Below are 16,537 nucleotides of genomic sequence, written 5' to 3' on the forward strand. Positions count from 1 at the left end.
GAGCCTACCCATCCCGCCGGACGCCCGGTCCGTTGACATGACCCCCCGCGGCCACCATGCTAAGCAGTTGCTTAGACATTCCGTGAGCGCGAGAGAGGCCGCAGACATGGCAGAGCCGAGGATCTTCACGTCCCCCGACGAGCTGAGGGCTGCGGTGGGCGAGCAGCTGGGGTACACCGACTGGCTGGAGGTCGACCAGAAGCGGATCGACCTGTTCGCGGAGGCCACCGGCGACCACCAGTGGATCCATGTCGACCCCGAGCGCGCGGCCTCGGGCCCGTTCGGGACCACCATCGCGCACGGCTACCTGACCCTGTCCCTGCTGCCGCTGTTCGGTCCCCAGCTGATCGCGGTCGAGGGCGTGAAGATGGGTGTCAACTACGGGACGAACAAGGTCCGGTTCCCCGCGCCCGTCCCGGTCGGCTCGCGACTGCGCGCCACCGCGACCATCTCCGCCGTCGACGACGTCACCGGCGGCGTCCAGGTCACCGTCGCCTTCACGGTGGAGCGCGAGGGCGGCGACAAGCCGGTGTGCGTGGCCGAGTCGGTCTCCCGCTACTACCTCTGACCCGCCGTCGCGTGAGCGGCGGGCCGCGTGTCCCCGAGCGGCGGGCCGCCGCGCGGCACTCCCGCCCCCGCGGCTACTTCGCCGCCCCCACCATCCGCAGCACGAGGTCGGCGTAGAGCGCGCCGACCTCGTCGGGGGTGCGCGGGCCGTCCACGTTGAACCAGCGGGCCACGTCGATGCACAGGGACAGCACCGCGAGGGTGGTCCCGTGCACGTCGATGACGTCGAACTCGCCGCTCGCCGCGCCCTCCTCGATGATCCCGCGCACCTCGCCGTCGACCTGCCGGCGCAGCGCGAGGATCTCGGCGCGGGCTTCGGGGCCGAGGGCGTCCAGTTCGTACTGGACGACCCGTGCGGTGGTGCGTCGGCCCGCGTGCCAGCGGACGAAGGAGCTGACGGCCTCCGCGAGCCGGTCCGTCGCGCTGCCCCCGCCGCGCGCGGCCGTGCGCAGGATGTCCAGCGCACGGTCGTGGCCGATCCGGCTGATGCGGTGGAGCAGCTCCTCCTTGGTCTTGTAGTGGATGTAGAGCGCCGCCGGGCTCATCCCCGCGCGGCCCGCGATGTCGCGGGTCGTCGTCGCGTGGTAGCCGCGCTCGGCGAAGGCCTCCACGGCGGCGACGAGCAGTCGCCGGGCCGCGTCAGGGGTGACCTCTTCCCACGGCTCGACCTCGCCGCCGGCCGTCTCCTCCGCCGTACTCATCGCTCGTTCGCCCCTCTCGGTACCGGAGCTCCACCATACCGCCGAAGGTGAGCGGCCGCTTAGCGTGGCCGCCGGCGGCCGCCGGTGCGAGAGGGCGGGCTCAGATCTTCTCGAAGGGGTCGTGCTCGGCGAGCAGCTTCTCCAGACGGGCCTGGTCGACCCGGCTGACGATCTGCCCGGCCTCCTGGCGGTCCCGGATCACCTTGGCGAGCGTGAAGGCGGACGTGACCAGGTAGAGGACGGCGATGCCGAGGAAGCCGCGGACCCAGGCGTCGGCGTCCAGCCGGAGGATGCCGACGGCGGTGGCCGCCATGGCGACCGCGAACGACGCCACGGCCTGGCCGTAGAAGGCGGCCGTGCTCTGCTGCTTGACGGGTGTGTCACTCATGGGACGAGCATCGGCGGACGTCGCCCGCACCACATCGGTCGGAATACTCAGACGAGGTACTCAGAACGCCGAAACCCCCGTCAGCGCCCGCCCGATGACCAGTCTCTGGATCTGGCTCGTGCCCTCGTAGAGGGTCATCACGCGGGCGTCGCGCAGCAGTTTGCCCGCCGGGTACTCGTCGATGTAGCCGTAGCCGCCGTAGACCTGGAGGGCGTTGTTGGCGGCGCGGACGGCCGCCTCCGAGGCGAAGAGCTTGGCCTTGGAGGACTCCACGGCGAAGGGCAGCCCGCGGTCGACGAGGTCCGCGACCCGCCAGGTCAGCAGGCGGGCGGCGTCCACGTCGACCGCGATGTCGCTGATCAGTTCCTGGACGAGCTGGTGGTGGGCGATGGTCTTCCCGAACTGCTCGCGCTCCCCCGCGTAGCGCACGGCGGCGTCCAGCGCGGCCTGGGCTATGCCGACACAGCCCGCCGCGACCGACATCCGGCCCTTGGCCAGGGCCGACATCGCGACGGAGAAGCCCTTGCCCTCCGCGCCGAGCAGCGCGGACGCGGGCACCCGCACGTCCTCCAGCACCAGTTCGGCGGTGGCCTGGCCGCGCAGGCCGAGCTTGCCGTGGAGGGGGCGGCGGGTCAGCCCCGGGGTGCCCGTGGGGACCAGGAAGGCGGAGACGCCCTTGTGGCCGGGGGCGTCCGTGGAGCGGGCGAAGAGCAGCACGACGTCGGCCCAGGTGCCGTTGGTGATGAACATCTTGGTGCCGCTGATGACGTAGTCCCCGCCGTCGCGGACCGCGCGGGTGGTGAGGTTCCCGGCGTCGGAGCCGGTGCCGGGCTCGGTGAGGCCGAAGCAGCCGACGTACGCGCCGGAGGTCAGTCCCGGCAGCCAGCGCCGTTTCTGCTCCTCGTCCCCCCAGGCCGCGATCGTCTTGGCGACCAGGCCGAGGGAGACGGAGACGATGCCGCGCACGGAGGAGTCGCCGCGCCCCAGCTCCTCCGTGACCAGGCAGTACGCGAGGTGGTCGCCGCCGGAGCCGCCGTACTCCTCGTCGATCGTCAGACCCAGGAAGCCGACCTCGCCGAGCTTCTTCACCAGGGACCGGTCGACCTCCTCGGCACGGTCCCAGGTCACGGCGTGCGGGGTGACCTCGCGGTCCACGAAGTCCCGGGCGAGCCGCCGTACGGCCTCCTGCTCCTCGCTGAGCCCCAGATGCATGACGCGTCACCCCACAGAGAACCGACGGACGGTGGAACGGGCGGTCCGGGGACCCGTCCCCGGACCCCGACCCGCCCGACCATTAAATTAGCACTGCTAGTTTCTTGGTCGCAGCCCTACTATGTGCGCCATGGCCCGACCGCGCAAGCCCTTGCTGAGCACCGACCGCATCGTCGAGACGGCCCGCGCGCTCGTGGACGCGGAGGGCCTCGCGGCACTCTCGACCCGCCGGCTCGCCGCCGAACTCGGGGTGAGCGGACCCTCGCTCTACAACCACTTCCGGACGAAGGACGAGATCCTCGAAGCGGTCGCCGACTCGGTGAGCGCCCAGGTCGACCTGTCGATGTTCGAGGACGGCCGGCAGTGGCGGACCGCGCTGCACGACTGGGCGGTCTCCTACCGGACCGCCCTGCGCGACCATCCGAACATCGTCCCGGTCCTCGCCCGCGGCCCCGGCCGCCGGCCGGCCGGACTGCGGCTCGCGGACGCGGTCTACGGCGCGATGGTCGAGGCGGGCTGGCCGCCCGCGCAGGCCACCTCGATCGGCGCGCTGATGCGGTACTTCATCATGGGTTCCGCGCTCGGCTCCTTCGCCGGCGGCTTCGTGGACGACGCCAGCGCCTACGACCCTGCCGACTACCCGCACCTCGGACAGGCCCATCTGCTGGCCGAGCAGCAGGAGAAGGTCGACGAGCGGGCCTTCGAGACGGGCCTCGCGGCCCTGCTGGACGGGCTGGAGCAGCAGTACGAGCGGCTGCGCCGCACGGCGTGATCCCGGACGCCGACACTTCGGCGCCCGCCGAACCGTCCGTGTCCCATGCTGGGAGCCATGACCACCAGGGATCCCCGCGCGCCGCTGCTGGCCGGGCTGGCCGGCCTGATCGCCGACGAGACGCGCGCCACGTGCCTGCTGGCGCTGCTCGACGGCCGGGCGTGGACCGCGGGCGAGCTGGCCCGGCACGCGGGCGTCGCCGCCTCCACCCTGAGCGAGCACCTCGGCAAGCTCGTCGCCGGCGGGATGCTCACCGAGGAACGGCAGGGCCGCCACCGGTACGTGCGGCTCGCCGGCGCGCGCGTCGCCCAGCTCGTGGAGGACCTGACCGCCCAGGTCGCCCCCGCCGGCGCCGCAGGGCCCCGGACCCTGCGCGAGTCGAGCGCCGGGGCGGCCATGGCACGCGGCCGGACCTGCTACGACCATCTCGCCGGGCGGCTCGGCATCGCCGTCACCGACGCCCTGACCGCGCGCGGGCTCCTCGTCCAGGACACCGGCTTCGCGCTGACGGACGCCGGGCTCGGGTGGTTCGCGGGCACCGGCATCACCCTGGAGGGCGGGGGCCGCCGTCCGCTGGCCCGCGCCTGCCTCGACTGGACCGAACGCCGGCCGCACCTCGCCGGGGTCGCGGGCGCGGCCCTGTGCAGGCACGCCCTCGACACGGGCTGGTGCGAGCGCGTCGGCTCCGGGCGGGCGGTGCGCGTGACCGCCGCCGGTCGGCGGGCGCTGGGCGAGCTGCTCGGCATCGACGGGGCGGCACTGCGGTGACCGGGGCCCCGGCGAGATGCGGCCGGCGTCCGATTTCCGCGAGCCCCTCCACCACCCGACCCACTGTTTTCAGGAGCATGATGAACACCGCCGGCCACCCGGAACGCCGTACCCGACTGCTCGCCGCCGGTGCGGCCTCGGTCACCGTCGTGCTGTGGGCCTCCGCCTTCGTGTCGATCCGCAGCGCGGGCGCCGCGTACTCCCCCGGCGCGCTGGCCCTCGGCCGCCTGCTGGCCGGTGCCCTGACCCTGGGCGCGATCTGTCTCGTACGGCGGGAGGGGCTGCCGCCGCGGTCCGCCTGGCGCGGGATCGCGGTGTCGGGGGTGCTCTGGTTCGGCTTCTACATGGTGGCGCTGAACTGGGGCGAGCAGGAGGTCGACGCGGGGACGGCGGCGCTGGTCGTGAACATCGGTCCGCTGCTCATCGCCCTGCTCGGCGCGCGGTTCCTCGGCGACCGGCTGCCGCCGCGGCTGCTGGCCGGGATGGCGGTGTCGTTCGCGGGCGCGGTGACGGTCGGGCTGTCGATGTCGGGCGGGGGCGGTTCCTCGCTGTTCGGGGTGGCGCTGTGCCTGCTGGCCGCCGTCGCGTACGCGGGCGGGGTCGTGGCGCAGAAGCCGGCGCTGGGGCGGGCCGGCGCCTTGCAGGTGACGACGTTCGGGTGCCTGGTGGGTGCGGTGACCTGCCTGCCCTTCGCCGGGCAGCTGGTCGGCGACGCCGCCGACGCGCCACTGTCGGCCACGCTCAACATGGTCTACCTGGGCGTGTTCCCGACCGCGCTCGCCTTCACCACCTGGGCCTACGCGCTGGCCCGGACCACAGCCGGACGGATGGGCGCGACGACGTACGCCGTGCCCTCGCTGGTGGTGCTGATGTCGTGGCTGTTCCTGGGCGAGGTGCCCGGGGTCCTCACCCTGGCGGGCGGGGCGCTGTGCCTGGCGGGGGTGGCGGTGTCCCGGTCGGGGGTCGGCGCACCGGAACGAAAGACCCGCGCTGAGCCGTCGTCGCCCGTGGCGGACGGCTGACGGGGCGTCGGTCGCACCGTCACGGGAACCAGGTGCGCTCCGCGGGACATGCCCGTGAACGTCCGCGCGTGCCCGGATCGATCAGGAATCGAGAAGCGCGGGACACGGACCGGTTCTAGCCTTCTCGCCGTGGACGACATCACCATTCACATGAGCTCCCTGCCGCACGACGACCCGGACGCGTCGCTCGCCTTCTACCGAGACGTCCTCGGCTTCGAGGTCCGCAACGACGTCGGGCAGGGCAGGATGCGCTGGATCACGGTCGGGCCGGCCGGCCGGCCAGACACGTCGATCCTTCTGGTGCCACCGGCGGCCGACCCGGGAGTCACCGAGGACGAGCGCCGCACCATCACCGAGATGATGGCCAAGGGCACCTACGGCTGGATCCTTCTGGCCACCCCGGACCTCGACGCCACGTTCGAGAAGGTGCAGGCCGGTGACACCGAGGTCGTACAGGAGCCGATCGAGCAGCCGTACGGCATCCGCGACTGCGCCTTCCGCGACCCTGCGGGCAACCTGGTCCGCATCCAGGAACTTCGCTGAGCCGGCCACGGGGCCGGGCTCCGTCCCGCCGCTGTCCGGCAGTCGCCCGACCGGCCGGTCGACTCCGGCGGAACCGGTCGTCACCACCCCGCACGCTCGCAGACGTCGACGGAAGACGAGAGGAGGGGATGTGCTCGTGTGCCGACCCGAGTGGCGGCGTGCACGCGTGCAGGCGCAGCGTCTGGCTGATCTCGCGCGGCTGCGCCGCGTCCGCGACCAGATCGACAGGGAGTACGCGCAGCCGCTGAATGTGGAGGCGCTCGCCCTCACCGTGAACATGTCCGCCGGGCACCTCAGCCGGCAGTTCCGGGCCGCCTACGGTGAGTCGCCGTACGCCTACCTGATGACGCGTCGCATCGAGCGTGCGGCGGCACTGCTGCGGCGGGGCGACCTCAGCGTCACCGAGGTCTGCTTCGCGGTCGGCTGCGCGTCGCTGGGCACGTTCACCACCCGCTTCACCGAGCTGGTCGGCATGCCGCCCGGGGCCTTCCGGCGCCAGGCGGCGGATGTGGCGGCCGACCGTGCCGACGCCGTGGGTGCAGCCCTTGAGGCGGGCTCCGCCGTCACGGTGGAGGGGATGCCGGCGTGTGTGGCGAAGCAGGTGACAAGACCGGTCAGGAATCGAGAAGCCGCGGTCGCCGGGTGGCCCCTAGCGTGATGGCCATGGCGATCACCACTCCCGCCGCATCCCGCACGTCCATCGCGTCCGTCACCCTCGCGGTGACCGGCCCCGAGGCCGGCCGCCGCTGCCCCACCGCCTTCGCGGTGGACACGCGCCCACGCCTGCGGGCGTCCTGGGCACACTCCACCGGATCGCGCGGCTCCACCCCGGCGCTCACGGTGTCCCGGCCGGCCGCCGTCGACAGCTTCGTCGACGCCGCCGTGGACGCCGGCGCCACCGTGCTGAAGCCCGCCGCGAAGTCGCTGTGGGACTACGGCGGCTCCGTCCGGGCCCCGGACGGGACGATCCGGAGGGCCGCCACGTCCCCCGGGCCGTCCGCGCTGTCCTGACTCCCGGGCCCGCACTCCCGCTCCGACCCGCTCCATCCCGTACGAGAGGAAACCCGCCATGCAGTCCACGAAGTCGTCCGCCGAGAACCCGGGCACGGCCGCCGAGCAGTACGAGGGATTCACCCCCGAGGAGCGGGCCGCGATGAAGGAGCACGCGCAGGAGCAGAAGAGGGCGGCGGCGCGACGCGGTTCGTCCCGCGCGGAGAAGGAGGCGGCGGCGGAGCAGGACGTGCTCGCGAAGATCGCCGAGATGCCGGAAGCGGACCGGGTCCTCGCCGAGCGGATCCACCACATCGTCAGGGCCGCCGCTCCGGACCTCGCGCCCAAGCTCTGGTACGGGATGCCCGCCTACGCCAGGGACGGCAAGGTCCTCTGCCACTTCCAGAGCGCGCAGAAGTTCAAGTCGAGGTATGCCACGCTCGGATTCAGCGACCAGGCGGCACTCGACGACGGCGCCATGTGGCCGACCGCCTACGCCCTGAAGGAGCTGACCGCGGCCGACGAACAGCGCATCAGCGCGCTGGTCGAGAAGGCGGTGGGCTGAGGCCGGCGGACCGCCCGGTGCCGAGGCCGGGTACCGGGTCAGGCCCGGTACCCGGCGCGCAGGGCCCGCGCCAGCCATTCCAGTTCCTCGGTCGCGTCGGGCGACGAATCCTGCCCGCGCACACGGGCGACGAGCCTGCGGTAGCGCTCCGCTTCCGCCTCGATCCCGGCCTCCAGGCTGTGCAGCACGGCGTCCCGGTCGGCGTCGCCGAACAGCTCGGACAGCATCTCGGCCGCTGCCGGCCCCTCGGGAGCGACCCCGCGTTTCCTTGCCTCCGCGACGGTCTGCACGACCTGCCTGGCCCACCAGATGGACGCCCCGGGGGGACGGCCCTGCCCCGGTACGGGCGTGTTGAGCTCCATCCACGTGCGCAAGCGGGCGCAAAACCCGCGGTCCCGCACCAGTTCGGCCAGTTCGATCCAGGCGTCGGCCTGCTCGGGTGTGGGATCGTCGGGCAACTCGATGCCGTAGGCGTCTACGCGGTCACGCAGGCGCGGGTCGTCGAGACCGCCGAACACCTCCTCCTTGAACTCGTCGACGATCTGCTTGCGCTCTGCGGCGGAAAGCCGCGCCAACCGGTTCATCAGTGTGGTCTCCTCAACGGTCGAACCCCGTTTCGCCACGGCGGACAGGACGGCCCGGCTCACCTTGAGCGAGCGGATCTGCGCGTCGAGCGCGGCCACGTGCGCGTCGGCGACCTCGGCGACCGTGGTGCGGCCGCTCAGGACGCGGCACACGTCGTCGAGTCCGAGGCCCAGCTCCCGCAGGGCGCGGACCAGCTCGACGCGGGCCACGGACTCGGCGTCGTACAACCGGTAGCCGCCCGCGGAGCGGGCCACGGGCGGCACCGCCCCCTCGTCCGACCAGAAGCGCAGGGTACGCACCGGAAGTCCGGTGCGGTGCGCGAGCCGGCCGATGGTGAGCACGTCGGGGTGTTCGTCATCCATGGGGGAGATCCTGGACCCTCCGGTGGCTGGAGACTCAAGCGCCTCAGCGCGACGTCCCGTGAGTTCTCCAGAGCTCCGCCGGGTTCCCCACACCGCCGGCGTCGACGGCATGCGCCTCTTCCTCCCCCTCGACCGTGCGAACGAGGGGGAAGCCCCGGGCCAGGGGCTCAGGACCCCGGCAGGGGCCACAAGAACCCCACGGCACGTCGCACGGTCGCGGCGGTGTCAGAAGACGACCAGGGCCCTGCCGCCCTTGCCCGCGAGCATGTTCTCGAAGGCCGCCGGGATGCCCTCCAGGCCGATGCGCTCGGTGATGAGGGAGCCCAGGTCCAGGCGGCCGGCGCGGACGTGTCCGGCCAGGACCGGGAGGTCGCGGGCCGGGTCGGAGTTGCCGTAGACGCAGCCGGTGAGGGTGCGTCCCCAGTGGAAGAGTTCCAGGGCGTTGAAGGTGACCTGCTGGTCCTTGCCGCCGATGCCGACGACCGCGGTGCGGCCGCCGCGGCGGGTGGACTCCCAGGCCGTGCGGATGGTGACCGCGCGGCCGACGCACTCCACGGCGACGTCGACGCCCTGCTTCCCGGTGAGGGCGCGGATCTCCCGGGCGGTGGTGTCACGGGCCACGAGGTACTCGGTGGCGCCCGCCGCGCGGGCCAGTTCCTCCTTCTGCGGGGAGACGTCGACGGCGACGATCGTCGAGGCGCCCGCGATCCGGGCCGCCTGGAGGGCCGCGAGGCCGACCCCGCCGACGCCGAACACGGCCACCGTCTCGCCGGGGCGGACCTGGGCGCAGTGGTGGACGGCGCCGTAGCCGGTGAGGACCGCGCAGCCGAGGAGGGCCGCGTCGGTGAGCGGGATGCCGTCGGGCAGGGGCAGGACGCAGGAGACGGGGACGACGGTCTCCTCTGCGAACGCGGCGACGTTCAGACCGGGGTGGAGGTCGGTGCCGCCGGCGGTCCTGGCGTACACGTCGGCGGAGCCGCCGAGCGCGTGGGCGCACAGCCAGACCTCGCCGAGCGAGCAGGCGTGGCAGCTTCCGCAGGACGGGGCCCAGTTGAGGACCACGCCGTCGCCGGGGGCGAGGCCGGTGACGCCCTCGCCGACGGAGACGACCGTGCCCGCGCCCTCGTGGCCGAGGACGGCCGGGACCGGCACCCGCATGGTGCCGTCGGACAGGGACAGGTCGGAGTGGCAGACGCCGGCGGCGGCGAGCCGGACGCGGACCCGCCCCGGTCCGGGCTCGGGCAGCTCGATCTCGGTGATCTCCAGCGGGGCGCCCACGGCGGGAAGGACGGCGGCACGAACCACGGGGAACTCCTCAGAACTGGAGGGACTTGGTCTGGAGGTACTCGGTGAGGCCGTGCGCGCCGAGTTCCCGGCCGACGCCCGACTGCTTGTAGCCGCCGAAGGGGGCGAGCGGGTTGAAGCGGCCGCCGTTGATGTCGACCTGCCCGGTGTCCATCCGGCGGGCGAAGGCGACCGCCTCCGCCTCCTCGCCGGCCCAGACGGCGCCGGCCAGGCCGTAGACCGTGCCGTTGGCGATGCGCAGGGCGTCCTCCTCGTCCTCGTAGCGCAGGATCGACAGGACGGGGCCGAAGATCTCCTCCTGGGCGATCGTCATCTCGGGGGTGACGTCGGCGAACACGGTGGGGCTGACGAACCAGCCCCGCTCGTGCGGGGTTCCGGTGCCGCCCGCGACCAGGCGCGCGCCCTCGGCGACGCCCTTGTCGATGTACCCGCGCACCCGTGCCTGCTGCTCGGCGTTGACGAGGGGGCCGATGCGGTCGGCGTACTTCGCGGCGGCGGTGGCGGCCAGCTCGACGGCCTCGTCGTACCGGTCGCGGTGGACCAGCATCCGGGTCCAGGCGCTGCACGTCTGGCCGGAGTTGGACATCACGTTGGCGACGCCGACGTTGACCGCGCGGGCCAGGTCGGCGCTGGGGAGGATGACGTTGGCGGACTTGCCGCCGAGCTCGAGGGCCACCTTCTTGATCGCGGCGCCGGCCGTCGCGGCGATCCGCCTGCCCACTGCGGTGGAACCGGTGAAGGAGACGAGGTCGACGCCGGGGTGTTCGGCGAGGGCCTGCCCGGCGACCGGGCCGAGGCCGGTGACGAGGTTGAGGACACCGGCCGGGACACCGGCCTCGTGGACCGCCTCGGCGAAGAGCTGCGCGACGAGCGGGGTGTCCTCGGCGGGCTTCAGGACGACCGTGCAGCCGGCGGCGAGGGCCGGGGCGGCCTTGGCGACGATCTGGTGGAGCGGGTAGTTCCAGGGCGTGATGGCGCCGACCACGCCGACCGGCTCCTGGTACACGGTCGAGTTGCCGACCTTCTCCTCGAAGGAGTGGGTGGCGGCCAGTTCGGCGTAGGAGCCGGCGACCGCGATCGGGACGGCCGCGTGGACCGCCTGGGAGAAGGGCAGCGGGGAGCCGAGTTCGGCGGTGACCGTCTCGGCGATCTCGTCCTTGCGGGCCGCCAGCACGTCCCGGAGGGCGCTCAGGCGCGCGGCCCGCTCGGCGGGCGCCGTCGCCGCCCAGGCGGGGAGCGCGGTACGGGCCGCCCGGACTGCCGCGTCGACGTCCTCGGGCCCGGCGGCCGGGACCCGGCCTATGACCTGCTCGTCCGCCGGGTTGACGACCTCGATCACGTCCTGCCCGGCGGCGGGGCGCCAGGCGCCGTCGAGGTAGATGCCGTCGTGTGCCTTCATCGCGTTCCCTCCGGGCGGTCGTCGTCGTCCGCGCCCTAAACTAGCGCCGATAGTTTTCCGGCACCAGGGGTGTCCGCCGTGCGGCGTCCCACACGGGGAGGACGGCCGCCGCGGGCGTCACTCGTCGAGGCCCGGCGGTCGAAGGGCCCGAGCAGCCCGAGGAACTCGCCGGGCGCGATGTCCGGCGTCAGCCGGTCCACCCCGCGGGAACCGCCGGCGCTGTGGACCTTGCCGACGTCGTGCAGGGAGACGGCGCGTGTCGGAGGAGGAGTTCCCGGGGCCCACGGACCCGCCGCCGCCCGCCCCGTCCGGATCGGGGACGGGGCGGGCGGCGGGCGGATCCCGGGCGCGTGCGCCCGACGGCCTCCGAAGGACCGGACGAGGCTGTGGGACACGGAAGTCGACGGACTGTGCGCGCCCGGGGAAGAGAACCGGCCGGTACCCGTGGCCGCGAAGTGCCGGGCGGCCCGCTCGCCGGAACGGGCTGCCCGGGCCGGCGGGCTCGGCCGCCCGGCTCAGCCCGCCGGGCCCGCCCGGTCCCGGATCCCGGTCAGGTGGGCGAAGACCACGAGGTTGCCGGAGTAGCCGGACCTGCGGTCGAAGGTGCCGCCGCAGGTGATGAGCCGCAGTTCGGGGCGGCCCCGGTCGCCGTACACCTCCCGGTCGGGGAAGTGGGCCTTCTCGTAGTTCTCGATCCGGTCGACCCGGTAGACGGCGGTGCGCCCGTCGGCCCGGCGGACCTCGACGCGGCGGCCGCGCGAGAGTTCGGACAGGCCCGCGAAGACGGCCGGCCCGCTGTCGGTGTCGAGGTGTCCGACGGCGACGGCGGTGCCCGGTCCGCCCGGGGAGGGACCGTCCGCGTACCAGCCCACCAGCTCGGGGTCGTCCTCCGGGGGCGCGGGCAGCCTGCGTCTGCTGTCCAGGCGGAGGTCCATGACCGGCGCGTCGAGGCCGAGGTACGGGATCGCCAGCCGGGTCGCGCGGGAGCGCGGAAAGACGTGAGGACCCTTGGGGGCGGGCCGGGGGCGGGGCGTCGCCGCCCGGGAGGTGCCCGCGGCACCGGGGCGCGGCGCGGCGGAACGGGGGTGGGCGGTGCCGGGGTGCGTGGTGCCGGGGTGCGCGGCCCCCGCGCGGGTGGTCCCCGGCGCGGGCCGGGAGGCGTCCGCCCCGCCCGGCCCTGACGCCGTCCCCGTCGCCGACGGCGGCCGCCGGGGACCCGACGGCGACGAGACCGGCCGGGTCGGCCGCGGCCGCGACGGCGCCGCCCGCCGCGGGGACTGCGGGGCCCGTGCCGACGGCGCCCCCGCCCCGTGGGGCGTCGGGGCCGGCGCGCCCTCCGGGGGCCGCGCCGGTCCCGACAGCCCCGTCCCGTGCCGGGCCGGCTCCGGAGGTGTGCGCGGCGTGCCCTCGCCGGCCTCCCGCGAGGGCCCGGACCGCGGACGCGCCTGCTGGTCGGGGCCCCGCGCGTCCCCCGCCCCGACGGCGGATCCGGCGGGGCCGACCGCCGAGACCGCCGTACCGGCGGGCTCCTCGGCGTGGGCCCACCAGACGGCGCCCGTCACCAGCGTGACAGCCAGGGCGGCCGTCCTCGTCAGGCGGTAGGCGCGCGTCCGGTACCAGGGCCTGCGGATCCGCCTACGCGGCGCCATGCGAACGGCGGCGCAGCCGGAACCATGCCGCTCCGCCGACCGCGGCCAGACCGACCGTCGCGGCGCCGGCGACCGGTGTGAACGCGGCGTCGCGGGCCAGCCCGCCGCCGCCCGCGGGCGGGCCGCCGTTGGGGCCGCCGGGGTGGTTCGGCCGGTCCGGGCAGTCGACCTTGAAGACCTTCTGCTTGGCGGCACCGTTGCCGCCGACGATGGTCCAGGTCAGCTTGTACTGCCCGGTGGGCAGCAACAGGTTCTCGGTGACCCCTGCGCCGTTGGCGAGGGTGACGACGCCGGAGAGGGTGGCGCTGGTGCCGGCCTGCGCGGACTGCGGGGCGATGGTCCAGTTGATGCCCTGGGCGACGTCGAAGTTGAAGGCGTCGAGGTAGAACCTGCAGACCTTGGGCTGGTTGGCCTGGGCGCTGACGGCGGTGCCCACCGCGTGCACCTTGACGTCTCCGTTGTCCCCGGGGGCCGCGACGGCGGCCGGTGCTCCGAGGAGGACGGCTCCACCGGCGGCGAGGGCCGTCAGCGTGGCGACCCTGCGTGGACGGGACGAGGTCGGCATCAGAGAACCTCCGAGTCAGATGATTTTCATACGAATTGGCTTGCATCTGACTGGATGTCACATTTCGGCCCGTCGATCACGAAAGCACCGCGTGCCGCGCCTCAGATATCGCTCTTACGGCCCAACGCGGAGCCGGTACGCCGGACTCCCCCCCGACCCCCGGCTCCGCTCCCGGCCCCGGGAGCCTCTTTACCGCCCGCCGCCCGCTCCCCGACCTCCGTCGGCGAGCGCAGCGCCACCCCCGACGAGAGCAGCAACAGCCCGCCCAGCATCACGAACGGCGCCGCCACGCCCGCCACCCCGGCGATCAGCCCCGCGGCGGCCGGCGCGGCGACCTGACCGAGGCGGTTGCCGGTCAACCGGAGCGCGAGGGCGGTGGAGCGGGCGCCGTCGGGCGCGGCCTGGACGACGGTCGTCATGGACAGGGGCTGGCCGACCCCGAGGCAGAAACCGAGCGCCGCGAGCATCACGGCCAGCGCCCACACCGGCACCGGCAGCGCGACCCCGGCGCACAGCAGGGCCGCCAGCAGGCAGGTCACGGTGAGCAGTACGGTCCGCCCGAGCAGCCGCAACAGGGGCGTGAGGACCAGGCGGCAGGCGATGGTGGCGGCGGCCCGCAGGCCGAGCAGCAGGCCGATCACCGACGGTGCGATGCCCCGGTGCTCACCGACCACCGGCAGATAGGCGGTGAGGATGTCGGTCGCGGAGAGCACCGAGAGGCTGACGAGGATGCCCGCGGGCACGCCCCGGGTGCGCAGGATGCGGACCACGGGTACGACGGGGACGCAGCCGCCCTTCGGCGTGTGCGACGTGGCGGAGGTGCCCGGGTGCTCGATGCGCCACAGCGAGGTGAACGCGACCGCGGCACCGGCTCCGGCGGCGAGGAGGGCCAGCGCGCTGGTGCCGGCCATGTCGGAGCCGCCGATCAGGGCGCCCGCGGCGATCGGGCCGACCAGCTGGCCGAGCGAGGCGCCGATCGTGAAGTGGCCGAAGTTGCGGTCCTGTTCGTGCGGTGCCGACTGGCGGGCGACGAGCGACTGGGCGCCGATGACGAAGCAGAGGTGGCCGAGTCCCATGACGCCGCTCCACAGGGCCATCGCCCACAGGGAACCGGCGACGCCGCTCAGCGCGCAGCCGCCGGCTATCAGGACCACGCCGAAGGGCAGCAGGGGCGCACACCGGCCGTGGTCGGTACGGCGCCCCAGCGGGACGGCGGCGAAGAGCGGAAGGAGGGCGTACACACCGGCGATGACGCCGACCGCCCGTTCGTCCGCGCCCAGCGCGAGGGCCCGGTAGGAGACGGCGGGCCGGGCCATCGACACCGCCCCCTGCGCGAAGCCGAAGGCGATGACGAGGCGGAGCAGCCAGCCGCGGTTCCCACCGGGCCTCATGGGTTTTCCCTCCCTGGCAGTCGGAGTCGGAACGAGCGTGAAACGGATCGGGCCGGTGGGACCTGGGGGAATCGGGTCGAACCGGTGGGACCTGAGGGGATCGGGTCGAACCGGTGGGACCTGAGGGGATCGAGTCGAACCGGTGGGACCTGAGGGGATCGAGTCGAACCGGTGGGACCTGAGGGGATCGAGTCGAACCGGTGGGACCTGAGGGGATCGGGTCGGGCCGGACGGGCCAGGATCGCGGGTCAGATGATCCCGAACAGCATTCCCGCCGCGAGGATCACCAGGCTGGTCAGGGCCGCCCACTTCACGACGAACCGCGTGTGGTCGCCGAACTCGACCTTGGCCATGCCGACGAGGACGTAGACGGCCGGGACGAGCGGGCTCGACATGTGCAGGGGCTGGCCCACCAGGGAGGCGCGGGCGATCTCCAGCGAGGAGACCCCGTGGGCCTGGCCGGCCTCGGCGAGGACGGGCAGGACGCCGAAGTAGAAGCCGTCGTTCGACATGAAGTAGGTGAGCGGGATGCTCAGCACACCGGTGACGAAGGCCATGTGCGGGCCCATGCCGTCAGGGATGTTGTCCACCAGCCAGGTGGCCATGTGGTCGACCATGCCGGTGCCGGTGAGGACGCCGGTGAAGACGGCGGCGGCGAAGACCATGCCGGCGACGTTGAGGACGTTCTCGGCGTGCGCGCCGAGGCGGGCCTTCTGGTCGGGCATGTGGGGGAAGTTGACGGTGAGCGCGAGCGCGGCGCCGAGCAGGAACAGCACCGGGATCGGCAGCCACTCCATGATCATGGCGGTGAGCAGCGTGACCGTGAGGAGCGCGTTGAACCAGTACAGCTTGGGACGCAGGGTGGCGCGGTCCGGGTCGAGTCCGGCGAGGCGCTCGTCCTCCTCGGGCTCGTCGGCGTCGGCCGCGGCACCCGCATTCGCACCCGCACCGGCTCCGGTGCCGGTGCCGGAACCGCCCACGGGGGCGGCCTTCCTGCCGGTACCGGCACCGGTGCCGGCTCCCACGAGCACCGTCTCGGTCTCGGTCTCCGTCTCCTCCACCAGGACCTCGTCCAGCGTCAGCACGCCGAGCCGCTTGCGCTCGCGGCGGCCGAGGACGTAGGAGAGGGCGAAGACGCCCAGGAGGCCGACGGCCAGGGCCGGGATCATCGGGACGAAGATGTCGCCGGCGTCGAGCTTCAGGGCGGTGGCGGCGCGGGCTGTCGGACCGCCCCAGGGCACCGTGTTCATCACGCCGTTGGCCATCGCGGCGACACCGGTCATCACGACCAGGCTCATCTTCAGGCGCTTGTACAGCGGGTACATCGCCGAGACGGTGATCATGAAGGTGGTGGAGCCGTCACCGTCGAGCGAGACGATCGCGGCGAGGAGCGCCGTGCCGATGACGATGCGCAGCGGGTCGGCCTTGCAGAACTTCAGGATGGCCCGCACGATCGGGTCGAACAGGCCGACGTCGATCATCACACCGAAGTAGACGATCGCGAACATGAGCATCGCCGCGGTGGGGGCGAGGCTGGAGACGCCGTCGAGGACGTAGTCCCCGAGTTCGGCGCCCTTCCCGACGAAGACGCAGAACAGTGCCGGGATCAAGACGAGCGCCGCGATCGGCGACATCTTCTTCAGCATGATCAGGACCAGGAAGGTCGCGATCATGGCGAAGCCGAGGATGGTCAGCATGAATGGATACCTAACGTTCGCCCTTGAACATCCCACCTGGGGGTCGGCGGTGCGTT

The 16,537-nt window shown here is 73.6% G+C and carries 17 protein-coding genes and 1 pseudogene; 8 read left to right on the forward strand and 10 right to left on the reverse strand.

The window, feature by feature from the left end:
* Positions 1-106 precede the first annotated feature (106 nt).
* Positions 107-568: a MaoC family dehydratase gene (locus ACGFQC_RS27035; protein ID WP_363089285.1), complete on the forward strand. Its 462-nt coding sequence runs from the start codon at positions 107-109 to the stop codon at positions 566-568.
* 73 nt (positions 569-641) lie between these two features.
* On the opposite strand, the gene ACGFQC_RS27040 is transcribed toward ACGFQC_RS27035, so the two are convergent.
* From ACGFQC_RS27040 to ACGFQC_RS27050, 3 genes are all read right to left on the reverse strand, one after another.
* Positions 642-1,268 (reverse strand): TetR/AcrR family transcriptional regulator, encoded by a 627-nt coding sequence (locus ACGFQC_RS27040; RefSeq protein WP_363089286.1) that lies wholly within the window; start codon positions 1,266-1,268, stop codon positions 642-644.
* 100 nt (positions 1,269-1,368) lie between these two features.
* Positions 1,369-1,656, reverse strand: coding sequence for a YiaA/YiaB family inner membrane protein (locus ACGFQC_RS27045; protein WP_363089287.1), 288 nt, complete (start codon positions 1,654-1,656; stop codon positions 1,369-1,371).
* A gap of 60 nt (positions 1,657-1,716) precedes the next feature.
* Entirely contained in the window at positions 1,717-2,868 is a 1,152-nt protein-coding gene (locus ACGFQC_RS27050; protein ID WP_363089288.1) for an acyl-CoA dehydrogenase family protein, read from the reverse strand.
* Positions 2,869-2,998: 130 nt separating this feature from the next.
* Between ACGFQC_RS27050 and ACGFQC_RS27055 the strand changes: the two genes are divergently transcribed.
* The 7 genes and pseudogenes from ACGFQC_RS27055 (at position 2,999) to ACGFQC_RS27085 (ending at position 7,528) form a co-directional block, all read left to right on the forward strand.
* Positions 2,999-3,640: a TetR/AcrR family transcriptional regulator gene (locus ACGFQC_RS27055; RefSeq protein WP_363089289.1), complete on the forward strand. Its 642-nt coding sequence runs from the start codon at positions 2,999-3,001 to the stop codon at positions 3,638-3,640.
* 57 nt (positions 3,641-3,697) lie between these two features.
* On the forward strand, positions 3,698-4,408 hold the full coding sequence (locus ACGFQC_RS27060; protein WP_363089290.1) for a winged helix-turn-helix domain-containing protein: 711 nt from the start codon (positions 3,698-3,700) through the stop codon (positions 4,406-4,408).
* Positions 4,409-4,488: 80 nt separating this feature from the next.
* Positions 4,489-5,430 (forward strand): DMT family transporter, encoded by a 942-nt coding sequence (locus ACGFQC_RS27065; protein ID WP_363089318.1) that lies wholly within the window; start codon positions 4,489-4,491, stop codon positions 5,428-5,430.
* 150 nt (positions 5,431-5,580) lie between these two features.
* A complete protein-coding gene (locus tag ACGFQC_RS27070; protein WP_363089319.1) occupies positions 5,581-5,973 on the forward strand; it encodes a VOC family protein in 393 nt (130 codons plus the stop codon).
* A 136-nt stretch (positions 5,974-6,109) separates the two neighbouring features.
* Positions 6,110-6,631 carry a helix-turn-helix transcriptional regulator gene (locus tag ACGFQC_RS27075; RefSeq protein ID WP_363089291.1) on the forward strand — a complete coding sequence of 174 codons (522 nt, stop codon included), beginning with the start codon at positions 6,110-6,112 and terminating at the stop codon, positions 6,629-6,631.
* Positions 6,631-6,960 (forward strand): annotated as a pseudogene (locus ACGFQC_RS27080) (glyoxalase); the annotation flags it as partial. The gene ACGFQC_RS27075 and the pseudogene ACGFQC_RS27080, both read left to right, overlap by 1 nt.
* An 82-nt stretch (positions 6,961-7,042) precedes the next feature.
* Positions 7,043-7,528, forward strand: a complete 486-nt coding sequence (locus ACGFQC_RS27085) for a DUF1801 domain-containing protein (RefSeq protein ID WP_363089292.1) — start codon at positions 7,043-7,045, stop codon at positions 7,526-7,528.
* A gap of 38 nt (positions 7,529-7,566) precedes the next feature.
* On the opposite strand, the gene ACGFQC_RS27090 is transcribed toward ACGFQC_RS27085, so the two are convergent.
* The 7 genes from ACGFQC_RS27090 to ACGFQC_RS27120 all read right to left on the reverse strand — a co-directional run bounded on the left by ACGFQC_RS27090 (position 7,567) and on the right by ACGFQC_RS27120 (position 16,481).
* Entirely contained in the window at positions 7,567-8,475 is a 909-nt protein-coding gene (locus tag ACGFQC_RS27090; protein WP_363089293.1) for a MerR family transcriptional regulator, read from the reverse strand.
* Between the two features lie 225 nt (positions 8,476-8,700).
* Positions 8,701-9,780: a Zn-dependent alcohol dehydrogenase gene (locus ACGFQC_RS27095; RefSeq protein WP_363089294.1), complete on the reverse strand. Its 1,080-nt coding sequence runs from the start codon at positions 9,778-9,780 to the stop codon at positions 8,701-8,703.
* Between the two features lie 10 nt (positions 9,781-9,790).
* Positions 9,791-11,179: an aldehyde dehydrogenase family protein gene (locus ACGFQC_RS27100; protein WP_363089295.1), complete on the reverse strand. Its 1,389-nt coding sequence runs from the start codon at positions 11,177-11,179 to the stop codon at positions 9,791-9,793.
* A 515-nt stretch (positions 11,180-11,694) separates the two neighbouring features.
* Complete coding sequence (locus tag ACGFQC_RS27105) at positions 11,695-12,828, reverse strand: class F sortase (protein ID WP_363089296.1); 1,134 nt, start codon at positions 12,826-12,828, stop codon at positions 11,695-11,697.
* A complete protein-coding gene (locus ACGFQC_RS27110; RefSeq protein ID WP_363089297.1) occupies positions 12,815-13,393 on the reverse strand; it encodes a hypothetical protein in 579 nt (192 codons plus the stop codon). The genes ACGFQC_RS27105 and ACGFQC_RS27110 overlap by 14 nt, the downstream gene beginning before the upstream one ends.
* 101 nt (positions 13,394-13,494) lie before the next feature.
* Positions 13,495-14,784 (reverse strand): MFS transporter, encoded by a 1,290-nt coding sequence (locus ACGFQC_RS27115; RefSeq protein ID WP_363089298.1) that lies wholly within the window; start codon positions 14,782-14,784, stop codon positions 13,495-13,497.
* A gap of 248 nt (positions 14,785-15,032) precedes the next feature.
* A complete protein-coding gene (locus tag ACGFQC_RS27120) occupies positions 15,033-16,481 on the reverse strand; it encodes a citrate:proton symporter (protein WP_363089299.1) in 1,449 nt (482 codons plus the stop codon).
* Between the last annotated feature and the right edge of the window lie 56 nt (positions 16,482-16,537).

Source organism: Streptomyces sp. NPDC048734 (genome assembly GCF_043198675.1).
Classification (GTDB): domain Bacteria; phylum Actinomycetota; class Actinomycetes; order Streptomycetales; family Streptomycetaceae; genus Streptomyces.